We start from the raw sequence: 19239 nt of genomic DNA, 5'->3' as shown, positions 1-19239 counted from the left end.
GAGGCCGAGACACAATGCAGCAGTTTTTCACCGAGGATCAGGCGGCGCTTGCGCAATCCGTGCAGAGTTTCGCGCGCAACGAACTGGCGCCCGGGGCGCTGGACCGGGCCCATTCGCGCGAATACCCGTGGGACGTGGCGCAGAAGCTGGCGGGGATGGGGCTGCTTGGCATCACGATGGATGAAAAGGATGGCGGCGCGGGCGGCACGCTGATGGATGCGGTGATCGCTATTCAGGAAATCGCAATGTTCTGCCCCAAAAGCGCGGATGTGGTGCAGGCGGGCAATTTCGGCCCGATCCGGACCTTTGTGGAGTATGCCTCCGACGAACAGAAAGAACGCTTTCTGGCCGATCTGATCGGCGGTCGTGCCCTGATCTCGCTGGGGATGAGCGAACCGGACGCGGGTTCCGCCGTGACCGAGCTGAAAACCTCGGCGCGCGAGGACGGTGACGGCTATATCATCAACGGATCCAAGGTCTTTTCGACCCATTCGCCCGAAGCGAACCTTTTCCTGATCTATGTCCGGTTCGGGCCGGGGCTGAACGGCATCGGATCGGTTCTGGTGGAACGCGGCACGCCGGGCTTTACCGTGGGCCAGCGGTCCAGCTTCATGTCGGGCGAGGAATGGTGCCCCCTGTATTTCGAAAATTGCCGCATTCCGAAGGAAAACGTCCTGTTGGGGCCGGGCGGGTTCAAAAAGCAGATCTCGGGCTTCAACGTGGAACGGCTGGGCAATTCCTCGCGCGCGCTGGCCTTGGGCCGCTATGCATTCGAGGCGGCGAAACTTCATGCCACCGACCGCAGGCAGTTCGGCCGGCCATTGTGCGAATTTCAGGGCCTGCAATGGAAATTCGCCGAAATGCTGATGAAGCTGGAGGCGGCGCAGATGTTCCTTTACCGCGCGGCCAATGTGCCGAACGGCACGCTGCCTTCCGCCAATGACACGGCCATGGCCAAGCTGGCCTGCAATACCGCCGGCTGGGAAGTGTCGAACGAGGCGCTTCAGGTGATGGGCGGCTATGGCTACTCGACCGAAAGCCTTGTCGAATATTGCGTCAAGCGCACGCGAGGCTGGATGATCGCGGGCGGCTCGATCGAGATGCTGAAGAACCGCATTGCCGAGCATGTCTTCGACCGCCGCTTCGACCAGCGTGCGTAAGGGGGGCAAGATGGTGAATGAACTGGCCAATGCCCTTCTGAACCCCCGGCGCGTGGCGCTGGTCGGGGTGTCCGATGATCCGTCCCGCACCTCGGGACGGCCACTGCAATTCCTGCGTCGCGCCGGGTTCGCGGGAGAGGTGCAGGTGGTGAACCCCCGGCGCGAGACGGTGCAGGGCGAAAAGGCCTTCCCCTCGCTCTCGGCGCTGCCGGACCGGCCCGATCATGCCTTTATCCTGACCGATGCCGATAAGGCACTGGATGCGCTGGAAGAGTGTCAGGCGCTTGGCGTGCCGGTGGCCACCATGCTTTCGGCAGGTTTTGCGGAATCGGGTGCGAAAGGGGCCGCGAATGAGGCGCGGCTGGCCGCGATCCTGTCGCGCGGCGGCATCCGTCTGGTCGGGCCTTCCAGCATCGGGGTCGTGAACCTGCATGCCGGGCTGACACTGACCGCCAACGCCGCCTTTGCTGAACCCGATCTGCCGCGCGGCGGCATTTTCGTCGGCTCGCATTCCGGCAGCCTGATCGGCGCGCTGGTGTCGCGCGGCAAGCGCAAGGGGATCGGCTTTGCCGGTCTGGTTTCGGTGGGCGCGGAAACCGATCTGTCGATCGGAGAAATCTGTGCCGCAACGCTGGATGACCCGAAGGTCACCAGCTACATGCTGTTTCTGGAAACCATGCGCCATGCCGAGGCTTTGCGCGCCTTTGCCATCGCTGCGGCCGAACGCGGCAAGCCGGTTGCCGCCTTCAAGCTGGGTCGGTCGGATGAGGCGGCGGAGCTGGCAGTTTCACACACCGGATCGCTGGCGGGTGCGGATGAGGTGGCCGATATCTTCCTGAAGGAATGCGGCATCGCCCGGGTCGAGTCCTTCGAGGGGCTGATCGAGGTGATGCCCCTGCTGGAACGGGTGGCGGCAAGCCCGGTGCCCCGGCGCGGCCGGGTGGGCGTCGTCACCACCACCGGGGGCGGTGCGGCCATGGCGGTGGACCGCATGGCGCTGCAGGGGGTGGATGTCGTCCCCGCCTCGGACCAGACGCGCGACAGGTTGCGGGCGGCGGGGGTCGACCCAGGTCATGGGCGGATCATCGACCTGACGCTGGCCGGCACACGATATGATGTGATGAAGGCCACGCTCGACATCCTGCGTACCGCGCCTGAATTCGATCTGGTTCTGGCCTCGGTCGGGTCATCGGCCCGCTTCAACCCCGAGCTGGCCGTGCAGCCTGTCTTAGATGCGGCGGCAGAACCGGGCAGTCCGGTCGCGGCCTTTCTGGTGCCCGACGCACCCGAGGCGGCGCGGCTTCTGGCGCGTTCGGGCGTTCCGGCGTTCCAGACCCCTGAAACCTGCGGCGACGCGGTGGCCGCCGCGCTGCACCGGCGGCTTCCCCGCCGGACCGCGCCGCTGATGCCGGGGCAGGGGGATGGGCCGTCGGACGTGCTGGACGAGGCGGCGTCTTACGCGCTGCTGGCAAAGACGGGCCTGCCCGTCGCCCCGCATCTGGTGCTGTATGTCGACGCTCCGTTGCCCGACGCGCTGCCCTTTGACTGGCCCGTGGTCGTCAAGGTGCTGGACGCGGCGATTCCGCACAAGACCGATGCCGGCGGTGTGGTGCTGGGTGTGACTGACCGTCAGGCCTTGGCCGATGCGATGGCGACGATCCGCGCCCGCGTGGCGGAACGCACCGGCGGGCATCAGGTCCGCCGGGTGCTGGTGCAGCAGATGGCCAGAGGGTTGGGCGAGGTGCTGATCGGCTTCCGCCGTGACCCGCAGGTCGGCCACATCGTCGTGCTGGCTGCCGGGGGGATCTATACAGAACTTTACCGCGACAGCGCGATGCGGCTGGCCCCGGTCGACCGCACGGGGGCAGAAGAGATGATTGGCGAACTGAAATTCTCGCGCGTTCTTGACGGTTTCCGCGGCGGACCGAAGGGCGATCTTGCGGCGCTGGCCGATGCCATCGTGGCGGTGTCGCAACTGGCCACTTCCGGGGGCACCGGTATTGAAGAGGCTGAGATCAACCCGCTGTTCGTACTGCCGCGAGGGCACGGTGTGCTGGCCATCGACGCACTGGTCCGGGTCGAGGCGACAAGGGATGCGGCGGCACCGGCTGGGGCGATGACGGAGGCGGTGGAATGAGCGGGACGGTTCATCTGGAGCGTGACCGCGGCGTTGGCTTTCTGGTCATCGACAACCCGCCGGTGAATGCGGGCTCGGCCGATGTGCGCCGCGCGCTCTTGGCCCGGATCGCCGAGGTCGAGGCTGATGCGACACTGTTGGCCGGCGTGCTGATCGGGGCGGGGAACAGCTTCGTTGCGGGCTCCGACCTGCGCGAGTTCGACCTGCCGCTGTCGCCCCCGCAATTGCCGCAGGTCATAGCGGCTCTGGAAAGCTCGGCCAAACCCTGGGTCGCAGCACTTCACGGCGCGGCCCTTGGCGGCGGGTATGAGCTGGCCTTGGGATGTGATGCGCGCATCGCGGCAGCAAAGACCGAAGTGGGTCTGCCGGAATGCGGTCTTGGCATCATCCCGGGCGCGGGGGGCACGCAAAAGCTGCCGCGTCTGGTGGGCAAGGCGCGTGCCATCGCTTTGATCTGCGTGGGAACCCGGGTCAAGGCGGCCGAGGCGCTGTCGCTGGGCATGATCGACGCGCTGGCAGCGGCGGATTTGAAGGTGGAAGCGGCCAGTCTGGCGCTGTCGCTGGCGAAGGATCCGCAGGGGTCGAAGCGTCGCGTGATCGAGCGGGCACCGCCCGATGATCCCGAGGCCGAGATCGAGGCCGCCGTGACCAAAGCCACCGCGCAGGGGCGCGGGCGTCCGCATATCCTGTCGGCCATCGCCTGCATCCGTTCTGTGGGCAAGATACCGGCTGCTGAGGGGCTGGCCACTGAGCGCGCGGAATTCCAGCGGCTGCGCATCCTGCCTGAGGCCAAGGCGCTGCGTCATATCTTCTTTGCCGAACGCGCAGCCGGGCGCGAGACCGGGACCAAGGTCGCCCCGCTGGCCGTGCGGCGCATTGGTGTCGTGGGGGCTGGTACAATGGGGGCGGGGATTGCCCTTGCCGCGCTGCAATCTCGGTTGCCCGCGGTGATCGTCGACAGCGATCCGGCCGCACTGGAGCGGGCGCGCCAGCGGATCGCAGGCGAAATCGACCGCAGCCAGAAAGCCGGGCGCATGAGCAATGCGGTGGCCGACGCGGCCCGTCAGGGGCTGGTCCTGTCGCAGGATATGTCCGCCCTGTCGGACTGCGACCTGATCATCGAGGCCGTGGTTGAGGATCTGGCCGTCAAACGCCAGGTGTTCAGGGCCATTGAACAGGTGGCCCGTCCTGATGCGCTGTTGGCCACCAATACCTCCTATCTGGATATCGACGCGATTGCGGGCGCGACCTCGTCCCCGGATCGCGTGATCGGGCTGCATTTCTTCAGTCCAGCGAATGTCATGAAGCTGCTGGAGGTGGTGGCGGGCACCGCAAGTTCGGATCAGGCGGTGGCGACCGGGCTGGCGGTTGCGCGGGCCTTGGGCAAACAGCCGGTGCGCGCCGGAAATGCCTTCGGCTTCATCGGCAACCGCATCTATGCGGCTTATCGCGCGGCTTGCGAGTTCATGCTGGAAGACGGTGCCCTGCCGCAAGAGGTGGATGCCGCCCTGCAGGGGTTCGGCTTTGCGATGGGGCCCTTCGCGGTGGCCGACCTGTCGGGTCTGGATATCGCCTGGCGCATGCGCCAGCAGACGACCGCGACCCGCGATCCGCGTGCGCGCTATGTCTCGATCCCCGACCGGCTGTGCGAGGCGGGCCGGCTGGGGCGCAAAACCGGCGCGGGTTACTATCTTTACCCCGAGGGCAAGCCAGTCCCTGATCCCGTGGTCGATGCCATCGTCATCGCCGCCTCGGCCGAGAAGGGCACTGCCCGCCAGCCGCTGGATGCCGAGACGATCCGTCGCCGGGCCCTGGCGGCCATCGTGAACGAGGCGGGGCTGGTGCTGGAGGAGGGCGTGGCCCGCAGCGCGGGGGATGTCGATGTGGTGCTGGTCAACGGCTACGGCTTTCCGCGCTGGACCGGCGGGCCGCTGCATTGGGCGGGCACGCAGGACGCGACGCAGTTGCAGGCCGATTGCGCGGCGGCCGCACGGGCCGCGGGGCCGGACCGACCTATTGCCGATCTGGCGGGGCTTGGCCTCTGGCCGGATGCTGGCTGACAAAAGGGGTGGCCCGGACCGCGGGCCGCCTAATCCTTGCGGTGGCTCAGCCGCCAGATGCCCTGTGCCGAGACGATGGGCCCCTCGCCGCAAAAGAGCGTGCCTTCCAAAAAGGCCATCCGCGGGGTGATCCGCGTGACCCGCGGCGTGATCTGCGCGAAATCGCCAATCCGCATCGGAGTCATGAAGTTATGATTCAAGCTGACGGTCGACCCGCGCAGCGCGCCGGAACTGGTCCGGGCGGTGACGCCGAACACCCGGTCGATAAAGCTCATCAGCATCCCGCCATGGACGAAGCCGTTGCGGTTGGCAGCAAATTCCGGTGCAACAAGCCCAAAACTGCGGCCTTCCGGCGCATCCTTGATCCAGATCCCGCCCAGAAAGGCGATGAAGCCTTCGGAAGAGTCATGCACCCAGCCCTGCTGCGCCAAGACTGCGCTGATCGGTTCGTTTTCCATCGTCATGCCGCCAAGGATTGGCGCAGGCGGGCCAGACTGACAATCGCGGTTGCGGTGCGGGAGCCTGACTTCCGGTTATGGTTCCATGCGCTATTGCATGTTGAACGCAGGGATCAATGCCGGGACTATCCACGAGCCTTGAGGAGGGCGCAGGGACGGCAAGGGGGGCATGATGGCCAAACCAGACCTTCGAGAATTTTGCGGCGGTGCGCTGCTGACCGCAGGAGGGGTCGGCTTTGCCGCCTATGCGGCGATGCATTACACGATTGGCACTGCCACCCGTATGGGCCCGGGCATGGTGCCGGTGATCCTTGGCGTGCTGCTGGCCCTGTTCGGCCTGATGATCGCCGCCGGCGCGTTCCTGCGCGCCGCCCGCATGGATGAAATCCGGATCGTCGTGCCCCTGATCATCTCGGCCAGCATTCTGGCTTTTGCCGTGCTGATCCGTCCGATGGGCATGATCCCGGCCGTCTTTGCCTGCGTGGTCATTGCGACGCTGGCCGAAGGCAAATTCCGCCCGGTCGTCAGCTTTACCCTCGCCGCGGTCCTTTCGGTCACCGCCTGGCTGATCTTTGTCGTCCTGCTTCAGCTTCCCATCGCTATGATCAACTGGCCCTTCTGATGGATATCCTTGCAAATATCGCCCTAGGGCTTGAGACCGCGCTGACGCCGGTCAACCTGATGTACTGCTTCTTTGGCGTGTTCGTCGGAACCCTGATCGGTGTTCTGCCGGGTCTGGGTGCGCTGGCCGCCATTTCGATGCTGTTCCCGCTGACCTTCCATCTGGAGCCGACCACGGCCCTGATCATGCTGGCCGGCATCTATTACGGCACGGCTTATGGCGGGTCGACCGCGTCGATCCTGCTGAACATTCCGGGCACCACTTCCAGCGCGGTGACCTGCCTTGACGGCTATCCGATGGCCCAGCAGGGCCGGGCGGGCGCGGCGCTGGCGATGACGGCTGTTGGGTCATTTTACGGTGGCATCTTCGGCATTCTGGTGCTGAGCATCTTTACCCCGGTCGTCTCCGCCTGGGCGCTGTCCTTCGGATCTGCCGAGTATTTCGCCCTGATGCTGTTGGGTCTGGTCGCAGCCTCGGCCATCTCGGATGCGTCGGTCGTCAAAGGGTTGGCCATGGTCTGCCTTGGTGTCCTGCTGGCAACCGTTGGGATGGATCCGCAAAGCGGCACGGCACGGTTCACCTTCGGATCGCTGAGTGTGCTTGACGGACTCAGCATTTCGGCCCTGGCGATGGGTCTGTTCGGCGTGTCCGAGATCATCAGCTCGATCCGGCGAACCGAGTCGCGGCGGCTGGATCCCAAAGCCATCAACATGCGCAGCCTGATGCCGACGCGCGACGATTTCCGCCGGTCCTGGATGCCGATGCTGCGCGGCTCGACCATCGGCTCGATCTTCGGCACGCTGCCCGGAACCGGGCCGACCGTGGCGGCCTTTGTCTCTTACGGGCTGGAGAAGCGCGTCGCGGCCGAACCAGAGCGTTTTGGCAAGGGCGCGATCGAAGGGGTCGTTGCGCCGGAATCGGCCAACAACGCCGCCGATCAGACGGCCTTCATCCCCACCCTGTCGCTGGGCATTCCGGGCAGCGCGACCATGGCGCTGATGATCGGGGCGCTGATGGTGCATGGCATCCATCCCGGGCCCAAGCTCGTCTCGGACCACCCCGACCTGTTCTGGGGCCTGATCATGAGCTTCTGGGTCGGCAATCTTCTGCTGGTCATCCTGAACCTGCCGCTGATCGGACTTTGGGTCAGGCTGCTGTCCGTGCCGTATCACCTGCTGTATCCGGCGATCCTGATGTTCGTCTGCATCGGTGCCTATTCGGTCCATTACAGCGCCTTTGACGTCATGGTGGTGATGGGGTTCGGCATCCTTGGCTATGCGATGCGGATCTTTGGCATGCCTGCGGCCCCGCTGCTTCTGGGCTTCGTTCTGGGTCCGCTGATCGAACAGCACTTCCGCCGGGCGATGGTTCTGGCGCGGGGCGACTTCTGGAGCATGATCGAACGTCCGATCACCGGTGTCGTGCTTGTCATCACCGCGCTTTTGCTGGTGTGGAGCATCTGGGCCGGCGTCAGAGCGCAGCGGCGCCAGAAGGCCCGGATGGCTTTGGCCGAGTCCGAAGACTGATGAACAACCCCGGCGAGGGCGTATTGCTCTGCCCCCGCCGGCAAGCCGGGCATGGCCCGGAAATCGAGAAGATGGGAGGAGAAACCATGAACACGAAACTGATGTCATCTGCCATTCTGGCGTTTGTCGTTGCAGGCGGGGCTGCAATGGCGCAGACCTTTCCCGACAAGCCTGTCACGATCATCGTGCCCTACAGCGGCGGCGGATCGACCGACCTGATCGGCCGCCAGCTGGCGCATGAGCTGCAAGAGATCTGGGGCCAGCCGGTGGTTGCGGAAAATCGGGCCGGCGCGGGCTCGATGATCGGGACCGCCTATCTGTCGCAATCGGCGCCCGATGGCTATACGCTGCTGGTGAACACGCCCGCCATGGCCACGGCGCCCGCAGTGCAGAAGGATCTGCCTTTTGATGTGATGACCGACATCACGCCCATCGGCATGGTTGCGACCAGCCCCTATATGGCCGTGGCCGGTGCAGCGGTGAACGCGACCACGTTTGCCGAGTTCATCGACGAGGCGAAGGCCCGGCCGATGTTCTTCGCGACCGCCGGCGTCGGCACCTCCAGCCACTTTACCGAGGAACTGCTGATCCAGCAGTCGGGCATCACGGCGGATATCGTCCACTTCTCCAGCGGCGGGGATGCGCAGGTCAACCTGATGGGCGGCCATGCTGACGTGTACATCAGCAACACGGCCAGCGTGATGCCCTATGTGAACAACGGGCAGGTCAAAGCCCTGGTGATCCTGGGGTCGGACCGGTACGAACTGCTGCCCGATGTCGAGGCCAGTGCCGAAGCCGGTGTCGCCGGCATCGACGTTGACAGCTGGGTCGGCCTGTTCGGCCCGGGCGACATGGATCCTGCGCTGGTCGAAAAGATCAATGCCGATCTGCACACCGCCCTGGCCAGCGAAAGCTTCCAAAAGGTGCTGGCCGACAACTTCGTTTTGGCCGGCAATGACACGGCGGCCGAGTTCAAGGATCAGGTCTATAGTGAAATCGACCTGTGGAAGAAGCTGGCCGAAGAACGTGGTATCGTCGCGCAGTAAGCTGAACTTGTTCAGATGAAAGGAAAGGCCCGGCGGATTCGCCGGGCCTTTTCATTGCGTGGCGCAGGGTCAGCGCGCCGAGGTTCCCGACAGCTCCGGGCTCTCCCCTTCGGGCAGGGGCACTTCAAAGGCATTCAACGTCATCGAGATCAGGGTATAATACCCGCAAAGCCCGATCAGATCGACCAGACGGTCACGCCCCAGCAGGTCCAGCGCCGTGGCGTAAAGCGCGTCGGGCAGGCGGCGCTTGGTAGAAAGGGTGGTGATCACGGTGTGGACAATCTCTTCCTCGGCATCGGCAAAGGCGGGCGGGCGGCCCGCTGCCAGCGCATCGGTGACGCTCTCGCTGAGTCCAGCCTTCAGCGCGATGGGCTTGTGCGCCCACCATTCGAAATCCGATTGCCAGACCACAGCCATGGTCAGGATGGCAAGCTCGGACAGGCGCGGTTCCAGCGAGGAGCCATAGCGACAATAGGCGCCCAGCGCCTGCGCGGCCTGTGCAAGTTCGGGGCGGTGCAGCCAGATCGCCAGCGGGCCGCGCACCTGGCCACGGGGGCCGCGGGTGATGATATCCTGCACGCGCCGCTGCTCTGCGGTCATCGTGGCGGGGTCGGGGGGGCCAAGACGCATGGGCTTCTCCTCTCAGATCTCTGCCAGCCGTCGGGGCTGCCCATCCAGCCAGCCCTCAAGGTTCTCGACCGTCTCGCGGTAGAAATTGGTGAAGGTCTCTTGCACGGAATAGCCAAGATGCGGGGTCAGCAGGGCATTGGGCAACTGCCGGATCGGGGCGTCGGCGGGCAGGGGTTCGCTGTCATAGACATCGATCCCGGCACCGCGCAGCTTGCCTGATTGCAATGCGGCAACCAGCGCGCCGGTATCGACCAGCGGGCCCCGGGCGGTGTTGACCAGAATGGCATCGGAGCGCATCAGCGCCAGATCCGCGGCCCCGATCACGCCACGCGTCGTCGGTCCCAGCACCAGATGCAGAGAGACGACATCGGACCTTTGCAGCAGATCCTCTTTCGTCACGTAGGTGGCCCCCGCAGCCTCGGCCCGTTCGGGCGTCAGGTTCGGGCTCCAGGCCAGAACTTCCATGCCGAAGGCGCGGGCGATATCGACCATGCGTCCGCCCAGCTTGCCCAAGCCCACCAGCCCCAGCGTCCGGCCGTAAAGCGCATTGCCCAGCCGGGTCTGCCAGCCGCCCGTCCGCATTGCAGCGGATTCCTCGGGAATATGGCGCATCAGGCCGATGATCAGCCCCCAAGCCAGTTCGACCGTGGCATAGATGCCGTTGCCGCTGCCTGATGTGGTCATCACCGCAATGCCAAGATCACGCGCGGCGGCATAGTCCAGCGTGCGGTTCAGCTTGCCCGTCGCCGCGATGGCGCGCAACTCGGGCAGTTGGCGCAGCAGATCCGCCGGGATCGCGCTGCGTTCGCGTAACAGGCAGATGGCGTCAAAGCCACGCAGGCCCGCCACGGTTGCCGGTCCGGGCGGCAGGGCCTCGGTCAGAAAGGTCACATCGGCCCGGGCCTGAACCCGGCTCCAGTCGGCGAGGCGGTGAGCCACGCCCATGTAATCGTCCAGCACGGCGATTCGGGGGCGGCGGTCCTGCGGTAGGGGGCGGAATTCGGTCATTGCGGATCTGATCCTTTCGGGGCGCCGCAGCGTCGCTCGAGCCGGATGATAAGGGCGACGATCCACGGAATGTTGGGCATGAAGATGAAGATGCGGGTCAGGTGGAACGCGGTCACGATGGTCGCGTCCTGATGCAGAAACTTGGCCGTCAGAGCCATTTCGGTCACTCCGCCGGGGGCCGCGCCCAGAACCAGCAGCCGCCAGTCCAGACCCGACGCCCAGGCGATGCCGGCGGCCATGGCGGAACACAGCGCCAGCATTGTCAGGATCGACGCGGTCGAGGTCAGGACCAGCCGCCCGGCGCGGGCCAGAATCTCGCGCCGGAAGGTGGAGCCGAGCCAGCAGCCCAGCACCACCTGCGCCAGCGCAAGGATGAAGCCGGGATAGGGGCCGGGCGCATGGCCACTGGCGGCCAGCGCGGCGGCAACCGTCAGCGGCCCCAGGAAATTCGGGTTCGGCACGCGCAGCATGCGAAACACCCGCATCGACACAAAGCCGCAGACAGCGAGGATCAGCACGTTTTGCAGCACGAAGGGCGTATCGGCATAAGGCATCGCCCGACTGGCAGGCCAGCCCTCCAGCGCGAACATCGCCACCGGAAGGACCAGCACCACGGCCGAAAGCCTAAGCGTCTGGGAAAAGATCACGGGCATCGGATCAATGCCCTTTTCATCGGCCATGGCCGCCGCCTCGACCGGGCTGGTCGGCACCGAGGCGAGGAAGCTTTGCGCGGGCGACATGCCGCTCCATCGCGCAAAGGCGAAGGATATTGTGAGGATGCAGATCAATGTTGAAGTTGCGGTCACCACAATGACGGGGGCGAGGGACACAAGCTTTTCCATCGTGGCCGGCGAAAAAGTCAGCCCGATCTGGGTGGCCACGATGACCTGTCCGAAGGGGCGGATCCGGTTCGGCACCTGCACCGCCAGAAGGCCCGAAAGGCACAGGATCGCGGTCACCACCAGCGGTCCGATCATCCAGGGCAGCGGTGATCCGATGTATTGAAACAGCCAGCCGCCGGCCGTGCCGACAGCCATGAACAGCCCAAGACGCGCGCGCATCAGAAGCCGCGCGGGAAAGGGAACGAAGGGGGCGGGATCAGTCACAGCGCGCCGACATTCCCCCGTCAACGACAATCTCGGTTCCGGTGACAAATCGTGCCTCGTCGGAGGCAAGGAAAAGAGCGGCATTGGCCGTATCGCGGCCATCGCCCATGAAGGGCAGCGGAATGCGCGATTGCCGTTTTGTCAAAAGGGCCTGCACGTCACCGCCTTCGCGTTGGCCCGCAAGGCGCGCCTCGACCATGGGGGTGTGCATCTGGCCCGGCACGACCGTGTTCACCCGAATGTTCCACGGCGCATATTCCACCGCCGTCACGCGCGAAAACTGGATCACCCCGGCTTTTGATGCGGCATAGGCCACCTGCGCGGCGCCGGTCCAGCGCGTACCAGAAGTGGAGGAAGTGTTGATGATCGACCCGCCGCCGGCCGCTTTCATCACCGGCAGCACATGTTTGCAGGTCAGGAAAACGCTGGTCAGGTTGAAGTTCAGCTGCTTCAGCCAGATCTCCTCGGTCATTTCGACCGCACCGCCACGGGCCGATCCGCCGACATTGTTCACCAGTACGTCGATGCGGCCGAACCGTTCCTGCGCGCCGGCGATCAGGGCAGCGACCGAGGCGCTGTCGGTCACGTCGCAGGGACTGAACCAATAGTTCGCCCTTGCCTCGTGCAGCAGATCTTCGGTTTCCGCGAAAGCCGCCGGGCTGATGTCGGTTGCAACGATGGTCGCGCCTTCGCGCGCGAAAAGCAGGGCTGCCGCACGACCATTGCCCCAGCCCGGGCCAATGCATCCCGCGCCGGTGATCACGGCAACCTTGCCCGACAGACGACCCGTCATGGCTATATCCTCTCCCTCTGAACCGCCAAGAATGCCCGCTGCCGCGCTGCGGCCGGGCAGGATTTGCGATCCGGCCACTTGGCTTGGGGGGAATGCTATCCTAGCTTGAGCGAAGTTTGACTGGCCTTTCGTTGCCCAAGGGAAACAAAATCTTATGCAACAGCGCCGACTGACCCTTCCGCTGAACCCGTTGCGGGCCTTTGCCATCGCCTCGCGGCACAAGACATTCACCGCTGCCGCGCGCGAGTTGGGCGTCAGCCAGGTGGCGATCAGCCGGCAAATCGCGATTCTGGAAAACTATCTGAACGTTAGCCTGTTCGAACGCGGTATCCGTTCGGCCAAGCTGACCGAGGTGGGGCGGGCCTTCGGGCTGGAGATCTCGGGCCTGTTCGACGATCTGGAAAATGCGACGCAGCGCATGATCAACCAAGAGACGCAAAGCACGGTCAGCCTTCGAGTCTATCCGACCTTTGCCCATCACTGGCTGATGCCGCGGCTGGCGGATTTCCGGGCGCGCTATCCCGACATCCATATCCGCTTTGACACAAGGGTAGAGCCCTTGGATTTTCGCGGCACCCATCTGGACGTGGCCCTGCAGCTGGGAACCGGAAACTGGCGCGATGCGCGGTATCGCAAGCTGTTCGATGAAGAAGTCGATGCCGTCTGTTCGCAAGGCTATCTCGACCGGCTGGATGCACCGCCCGAGCTGGAGAAGGTGGCGGAATATGACCTGCTGCATGCCCGCTATCGCCGCCGGGCCTGGGAATCCTGGGCCGAGGCGGTGGGGGCGGACATCAGCCGCCACCGCCCGGTGGAATTCGACACCTCGCTTCTGACCTTTTCGGCGGCCGAGCAGGATTTCGGCATTGCCATCGGCCAGCTTGCGCTTCTGGACCGGGCGATTTCGGCGGGGCGGCTTGTGCGCCCGTTCAGCCGTCCGGTGAAAACCGGATCAGCCTTCTATGTGGTCTGGCCAACGGCAACATCGGTCAATGCCAAGACCCGACGATTCATCGATTGGCTCCTGGAGCAGGTGAATTTGGCCCCTGAATTCTTCAAGTCGGGCGATTCCAGTCGCTCCTGATCTCCACCCGGGGCAAAGCTCACATCGGTTTTGACAAACCAATCGTCAGGCTCTTCGCCCTGCATGGCCTGTTAGTCTGTTCCCGGATCAGCGAACCTGGGAGGGGTTTCGTGACTGGCAGGTTAGAGGGAACTGGCAGGTTAGAGGGAAAAGTCGCCGTCATCGTGGGGGCGGGGCAGCAGCCGGGTTCCAGCATGGGCAATGGCCGGGCGACCGCGGTGCTGTTCGCGCGCGAAGGTGCGACCTGTCTGCTGGTCGACCGCAATGCCGATTGGGCCGCCGAAACGCTTGATCTTCTGGCGGCTGAATCCTGCGGCGCCCGGGATGCAAGCGTGCTGGCCGCCGATGTGACGGATGAGACCGCCTGTGCCATGATCGCGGCCGAGGCCGTGGCGCGCTATGGCCGGATCGACATCCTGCACAACAACATCGGCACCTCGACCGGCGACAGACAGACGCCTGATCTGCCCGTCGAGGACTGGGACAGGATCATGACGCTGAACCTGAAAAGCATGTTCATGACCTGCAAGCATGTGCTGCCGGTGATGCGCGCGCAAAGCGCCGGGGCGATCATCAATATCTCGTCCACCTCGTCTTTATCCAAGCGGCCGACGCTGGCCTACAAGACCTCAAAAGGTGCGATCAATACGCTGACCCAGCATGTCGCGGCCGAGAATGCGGCCTATGGGATCCGGGCGAATGTGATCGTGCCGGGGCTGATCGACACGCCGATGGCCATTGAACGCCGCGTCCGCGAGACCGGGCGCAGCCACGAGGACATCCGCAGCGAGCGCGACGCGCTGGTGCCTGTGGGTTTCATGGGCAACGCCTGGGATGTGGCCCATGCCGCCGTTTATCTGGCCTCGGACGAGGCGCGCTATGTCACCGGGGTTCTGCTTCCGGTGGATGGCGGGCTGTTGCTGAAGCGCGGTTAGCAGGCTGACAGGCGCTAGGGCCATGCGGACATTTCGTCAGGGGAAACGGGTGGTTCGGGCATCGCATACTGAAGAAGCCGGGCCTGCGCATCCCGGCGCGAGGAAGAGGGAAGAATGACGGATCAGATGCAGAACCCGCTGATGCGGTTGGCGGAAGCCGCAGCCGACTGGACGCGTCGTCCCTTGCCCGCGCCGGTTGCCCATGACGCGCGCCGTGCGGTGCTGGACTGGTTCGCAGCCCTGTTGCCGGGCACGGTCGAGGGGCCGGCGGTGGCGCTGTCGCAGGCACTGGCCTCGGAGCGGGGGCAGGGGCGTGCGGTTTCCTATGCCGGCGGGCAGGCGGGTGCGCCGCGCCATGCTGCGATGCTGAACGGCACGGCCAGCCATACAGCCGAATTTGACGACATCTTCCGTGATGGCGGCTATCATCCCGGATGCCCGACGATTTCCGCCGCATTGGCCGTGGCGCAGGACGTTGGGGCCAGCGGCGAGGAATTCCTGCGCGCGGTTATCGGCGGCTATGAGGTGGGCTGTCGCATCGCCATGGCGCTGCAACCCAGCCATTACCGCAACTGGCACATCACGGCCACGGTGGGCACCATCGGTGCGGCCGTCTCGACCGCGATGCTCAAAGGGGGCGATGCTGCCACCATCGGCCATGCCATCGCCATCGCCAGCAGCTTTGCCGGCGGCCATCAGGAAAACCTGCAGGGCGAGGGGCTGACCAAGCCAATGCACGGCGGCCATGCTGCCGATGCCGGGGTTCTGGCCGGGCTGGCCGCCGCCGCAGGCGTGACCGGATCGCCCGACAGCCTTCATGCCCCGCATGGCTATGCCGCCGCCACCAGCGACAGCACGGGCAACTGGTCCGCCGGGTTCGAGGGGCTGGGGGAGTGGACGCCGATCTCGCGCATGACCTTCAAGAACCACGGCTGCTGCGGCCATATCTTCCCGACGTTGGACGGGCTGACCTGGTTGCGCAGCCAGACGCCCTTTGGTCCCGAAGACGTGCGCCGGATCGAGGTGCGGGGGTATGGCCCCACCCAGTCGATCTGTGACCGGATGCAGGTGGCCAGTGCCCGCGACGCCCGCTTCAGCCTGCAATATTGCGTCGGCGCGCTTCTGGTGCTGGGCCGGGTGCGGCTTGAGGCATTCTCGGCCGCCTCGCTGGAGATGGAAGAAATCCGGGCGGTGATGCCGCGCGTATCGATCTTGGTCGATCCAGAGATTGCCGCCGCCTATCCGCGCCGCCGCATGGCGAGGCTGCGGGTGGAACTGACCGATGGCCGTGTGCTGGAGCATTTTCAGGAGACCCGGAAGGGCGATCCCGATGATCCGCTGAGCGATGCCGAACTGATTGCCAAGTTTGACGAGCTTGCCGCGACCGCGCTGGACCGGCCCGAGGCCGATGCGCTGCGACAGCGCATTCTTGAAGGCAGTGACGTGCCCGGCACCTCCGGCCAGCCCATGCGGGCCTTGGCCGATGCCGGCGTGTGATGATGTAGCCCACAATACCCAGAGAACAGGCATTCCATGAACCAGATCTCTTCGACAGAGACCCCGCAGACGATGAAATACATCCGTGTCGAGTTGCGGAATTCGGTGGCCACGATCACGCTCGATCGGCCCGATGTGCGCAATGCGATCAATGATGAGATGCGGGCCGAACTGATCTCGGCCTTCGATTGGGCGGATGGGGCGCGTGGCGTGCGGGCCGTGATCCTGACCGGCGCGGGCAAGGGTTTCTGCTCGGGCGGGGATGTATCCGGGATGAGGGCGCGGCTTGAGGCGCCGCAGGGCGAGGTCGCCTTCAACGGCTGGAAGCGGCAGAAACAGACCCACCGGGGCATCAGCTGTATCCACAACATGACCAAGCCGGTGATCGCGGCGGTCAACGGTGCGGCGGTTGGTCTGGGGCTGGACATGGCCTTGTGCTGTGATTTCGTCATCGCCTCCCAGCAGGCCAAGATGTCGATGAGCTTCATCCGTCGGGGATTGGTGTCGGATGGCGGCGGGATGTATTTCCTGCCGCGCCGCGTGGGCCTTGCGCGGGCGAAAGAGTTGATCCTCAGCTGCCGCGTGGTCGAAGCGCCAGAGGCGCTGGCCATGGGCATGATCGACCGCATCGCCGCGCCAGAGGCGTTGCTGGAGGCAGCGCAGGCCTGGGCCGAGGAGCTGAGCCAAGGCTCGCCCGCAGCGGTGGCCCTGACCAAGGCGATCATTGATCAGACCTTTGAGCGGAGCGCGGATGAGATCTTTGCCCTGGGTCGCGAGGCGCAGGCGATCTGCTACACGACCAGCGAACACCGCGCCTCGGTCGAGGCCTTCCTGAACAAGACCGGCGGCTGAACCGGCCGATTGGGAAAGGGAAGGGCGGTCCCGCCGGGGACCGCCCTTTTCGTTTGCGCAGAGGGGGCTGTGCCGGGTGGTGCCTGGCCAATGCCGCATTAAAAAGCGGGCCCCCATGACGGGGACCCGCGACCAGCCTGATCGAAAGGAGAGCGTTCTCAGTCGATCACGGCCAGACCGTCGGCTGCCGCCACACCCTGACCGGCGGGCATGACGAAAAGCGGGTTGACCTCGGCCTCGGACAGGCGGGGTCCAAGGCTTTCGCCCATCTGCGACAGGGACAGGATCGCCTGCACCAGCGCCTCGGTGTCATAGGCCGGACCGCCGCGATAGCCGGCCAACAGCTTGGACAGGCGCAGGTCGGCCACCATCGACCGCGCCTCGGCGTCAGAAACCGGCAGCAGGCGGATGGCGCTGTCGCCCATGATTTCGGCCATCACGCCACCTGCGCCCAAGAGAACTAGCGGGCCAAGCTGCGGGTCACGCCGCAGACCAAGGATGAACTCGATCCCGCCGGTCAGCATCTGTTGGACCAGATAGCCCTCGATCTGGCCGAGGTTTTGCGCCGCCAGATGTTCCGCCATCGCATCCAGCGCCGGTCCCACGGTTTCAGACGTCAGTCCGACCCTCACGCCGCCCACGTCGGATTTATGCGCGATGGCTTGCGACAGGACTTTCAGCACGACCTTGCCGCCGATGGTCTTTGCGGCCTCGGTCGCTTCGGCGGCGGTGCGGACGATCACCTGCCGCGCGCCGTCCAGCCCGTAATGCGCGAACAGATCGCGGGCTTCTGCCTCGTTCAGCGTGCCCTGCCGCAACGTGGCGGGCGCTGCCGGAACATTGGCCGAGCCCTCTGCGGCGGACAGGGGCCGCGGTCGCGCTGCATTTAGCGCCACCGCACAGGTCTCCGGCGCGGTGAAGGCCGGGATGCCCTGCTGGTTCAACTGGCGCACGATATGGGGCGCATCGGGGCTGACATAGGCGATCAGCGGCTTGCTGCTGCCGGCGGCCCCCTCGGTCAGCGCGCCGATGGCGATCTCGGGCTGGGCCAGCGCGGACGAGCCTACGATCACCACCACCGCATCGACCGTATCGGCCGCAAGCAGGGTTTCGGTCGCGGCGGTCATCACCTCGGGCTTCACGCCGGCCAGCGTGACATCGACCGGGTTGCCGGTCATCGGCGCTTCGGTCTTCAGGATCGCGGCCAGCTTTTCGGCAGTCGGCGCATCCAGAAGCGGCACATCCAGCCCGCCCATGCCGCAGGCATCGGCAACAAGGCTGCCCGCCCCGCCGGTCGAGGTCAGCACTGCGACCCGGCGGCCCTCCATCGGTCGGCCTGCGGCCAGCATGGCGGGAATGTCCAGAAGGTCGCTGAAGCTTTCGGCGCGGATCACGCCGCATTGGCGGAAGAGCGCGTCATAGACCCGATCCTCGCCCGCCATGGCCCCCGTATGCGACACGGCTGCGCGCGCGCCGAATTCCGACCGGCCCACCTTGAAGACGACAACAGGCTTTCCTGCGGCGCGCGCGGCCAGCGCGGCGGCGCGGAAACGGTCGACCGAGCGGATCCCCTCGGCATAGACGGCGATCACCCGGGTGGCATCATCGGCGGTATAATACTCAATCAGATCAGCCAGATCGAGGTCGATCTCATTCCCGGTCGAGGCGAGCTTGGCGAAACCGATCCCGCGTGCGGCACCACGCGACAGGATCGCGCCGAGAATGCCACCGCTTTGTGAGGCAAGCGATATGCCGCCTGCGGGCAGGTTCTTGCCTTCAAGCGCGCCGCTGGCCGAAAGGACGATGCGATTGTGCAGATCCATCGCGCCGATGGTGTTCGGACCCAGCAGGCGCATCCTCCCGGCGGCCTGACGCAACTGGTCCTGACGGGCTTGTCCTGCCTCGCCCGCCTCGCCAAAACCGCTGGCCAGAACGATCGCCAGCTTGGTGCCCCGCTCGGCCAGCTCGCGCACAGCCAGATGCGCGCGTTCGGCACTCAGAAGGACGATGGCGGCGTCGGGCGTATCGGGCAGATCCGCGACCGAGGCATAGCTGGTCAGGCCCGCGATTTCGGCAACCTTGGGGTTGATCGGCCAGATCTGACCGGAAAATCCGTGTTGTTGCAGATAGTTCACCGGACGCCCGCCGGTCTTGGTCGGATCGGCCGAAGCGCCGACGATGGCCACCTTGCCGGGCTTGAAAAGCGCATCAAGCGCCATGGATGCGCCAATGGCATTCTGTTCGGTCATGGGTCTCCTCTCCGGCTGCCTGCGCCTGTCGGTCGCAGCCGTCCCCCTCCACGGGTCTTATTGCGGTATGCCCCAG

The 19239-nt window shown here is 65.4% G+C and carries 16 protein-coding genes; 10 read left to right on the top strand and 6 right to left on the bottom strand.

Annotation, left to right across the window (positions count from 1 at the left end; translation table 11 throughout):
* Window positions 1–14: 14 nt before the first annotated feature.
* The 3 genes from K1Y73_RS07445 to K1Y73_RS07435 are packed head-to-tail and all read left to right on the top strand — an operon-like array spanning window position 15 to window position 5357.
* Complete coding sequence (locus K1Y73_RS07445) at window positions 15–1160, top strand: acyl-CoA dehydrogenase family protein (protein ID WP_225027585.1); 1146 nt, start codon at window positions 15–17, stop codon at window positions 1158–1160.
* Window positions 1161–1170: 10 nt separating this feature from the next.
* Window positions 1171–3297, top strand: coding sequence for an acetate--CoA ligase family protein (locus K1Y73_RS07440; RefSeq protein ID WP_225027584.1), 2127 nt, complete (start codon window positions 1171–1173; stop codon window positions 3295–3297).
* Window positions 3294–5357: a 3-hydroxyacyl-CoA dehydrogenase NAD-binding domain-containing protein gene (locus tag K1Y73_RS07435; RefSeq protein ID WP_225027583.1), complete on the top strand. Its 2064-nt coding sequence runs from the start codon at window positions 3294–3296 to the stop codon at window positions 5355–5357. Before K1Y73_RS07440 ends, K1Y73_RS07435 begins: the two co-directional genes overlap by 4 nt.
* A gap of 29 nt (window positions 5358–5386) precedes the next feature.
* On the opposite strand, the gene K1Y73_RS07430 is transcribed toward K1Y73_RS07435, so the two are convergent.
* Window positions 5387–5821: a PaaI family thioesterase gene (locus tag K1Y73_RS07430; protein WP_225027582.1), complete on the bottom strand. Its 435-nt coding sequence runs from the start codon at window positions 5819–5821 to the stop codon at window positions 5387–5389.
* A gap of 166 nt (window positions 5822–5987) precedes the next feature.
* Here K1Y73_RS07430 and K1Y73_RS07425 point away from each other — a divergent pair, with 166 nt between their 5' ends.
* From K1Y73_RS07425 to K1Y73_RS07415, 3 genes are all read left to right on the top strand, one after another.
* The gene (locus K1Y73_RS07425) at window positions 5988–6437 is read left to right on the top strand and encodes a tripartite tricarboxylate transporter TctB family protein (RefSeq protein ID WP_225027580.1); all 450 of its coding nucleotides are present in this window, start codon (window positions 5988–5990) and stop codon (window positions 6435–6437) included.
* On the top strand, window positions 6437–7963 hold the full coding sequence (locus K1Y73_RS07420) for a tripartite tricarboxylate transporter permease (protein WP_225027579.1): 1527 nt from the start codon (window positions 6437–6439) through the stop codon (window positions 7961–7963). The genes K1Y73_RS07425 and K1Y73_RS07420 overlap by 1 nt, the downstream gene beginning before the upstream one ends.
* Before the next feature lie 86 nt (window positions 7964–8049).
* On the top strand, window positions 8050–9009 hold the full coding sequence (locus K1Y73_RS07415; RefSeq protein ID WP_225027578.1) for a Bug family tripartite tricarboxylate transporter substrate binding protein: 960 nt from the start codon (window positions 8050–8052) through the stop codon (window positions 9007–9009).
* A gap of 69 nt (window positions 9010–9078) precedes the next feature.
* Here the strand turns inward: K1Y73_RS07415 and K1Y73_RS07410 are convergent, their stop codons facing one another.
* From K1Y73_RS07410 to K1Y73_RS07395, 4 genes are read right to left on the bottom strand one after another with little or no spacing between them, the layout of a single operon-like run.
* Window positions 9079–9639, bottom strand: coding sequence for a carboxymuconolactone decarboxylase family protein (locus K1Y73_RS07410; RefSeq protein ID WP_225027577.1), 561 nt, complete (start codon window positions 9637–9639; stop codon window positions 9079–9081).
* A gap of 12 nt (window positions 9640–9651) precedes the next feature.
* Entirely contained in the window at window positions 9652–10647 is a 996-nt protein-coding gene (locus K1Y73_RS07405; RefSeq protein ID WP_225027576.1) for a D-2-hydroxyacid dehydrogenase family protein, read from the bottom strand.
* Entirely contained in the window at window positions 10644–11708 is a 1065-nt protein-coding gene (locus tag K1Y73_RS07400) for an AbrB family transcriptional regulator (RefSeq protein ID WP_225027575.1), read from the bottom strand. The genes K1Y73_RS07405 and K1Y73_RS07400 overlap by 4 nt, the downstream gene beginning before the upstream one ends.
* A gap of 37 nt (window positions 11709–11745) precedes the next feature.
* The gene (locus K1Y73_RS07395) at window positions 11746–12624 is read right to left on the bottom strand and encodes an SDR family NAD(P)-dependent oxidoreductase (protein ID WP_225027574.1); all 879 of its coding nucleotides are present in this window, start codon (window positions 12622–12624) and stop codon (window positions 11746–11748) included.
* A gap of 76 nt (window positions 12625–12700) precedes the next feature.
* Here K1Y73_RS07395 and K1Y73_RS07390 point away from each other — a divergent pair, with 76 nt between their 5' ends.
* The 4 genes from K1Y73_RS07390 to K1Y73_RS07375 all read left to right on the top strand — a co-directional run bounded on the left by K1Y73_RS07390 (window position 12701) and on the right by K1Y73_RS07375 (window position 16914).
* Window positions 12701–13630, top strand: a complete 930-nt coding sequence (locus K1Y73_RS07390; RefSeq protein ID WP_225027573.1) for a LysR substrate-binding domain-containing protein — start codon at window positions 12701–12703, stop codon at window positions 13628–13630.
* A 110-nt stretch (window positions 13631–13740) separates the two neighbouring features.
* Window positions 13741–14565 (top strand): SDR family NAD(P)-dependent oxidoreductase, encoded by an 825-nt coding sequence (locus K1Y73_RS07385; protein WP_404819066.1) that lies wholly within the window; start codon window positions 13741–13743, stop codon window positions 14563–14565.
* Between the two features lie 114 nt (window positions 14566–14679).
* Window positions 14680–16062, top strand: coding sequence for an MmgE/PrpD family protein (locus K1Y73_RS07380; RefSeq protein ID WP_225027571.1), 1383 nt, complete (start codon window positions 14680–14682; stop codon window positions 16060–16062).
* A 36-nt stretch (window positions 16063–16098) separates the two neighbouring features.
* Window positions 16099–16914, top strand: a complete 816-nt coding sequence (locus K1Y73_RS07375; RefSeq protein WP_225027570.1) for an enoyl-CoA hydratase/isomerase family protein — start codon at window positions 16099–16101, stop codon at window positions 16912–16914.
* Window positions 16915–17072: 158 nt separating this feature from the next.
* Here the strand turns inward: K1Y73_RS07375 and K1Y73_RS07370 are convergent, their stop codons facing one another.
* Window positions 17073–19163, bottom strand: a complete 2091-nt coding sequence (locus tag K1Y73_RS07370) for an acetate--CoA ligase family protein (protein WP_225027568.1) — start codon at window positions 19161–19163, stop codon at window positions 17073–17075.
* Window positions 19164–19239: the final 76 nt, after the last annotated feature.

It is taken from the genome of Xinfangfangia pollutisoli, from assembly GCF_020179405.1.
GTDB classification, from domain to species: Bacteria; Pseudomonadota; Alphaproteobacteria; order Rhodobacterales; family Rhodobacteraceae; genus Pseudogemmobacter; species Pseudogemmobacter pollutisoli.
Note: the sequence above shows the minus strand (reverse complement) of the source record. Positions and strands in the feature narration are given on the sequence as shown.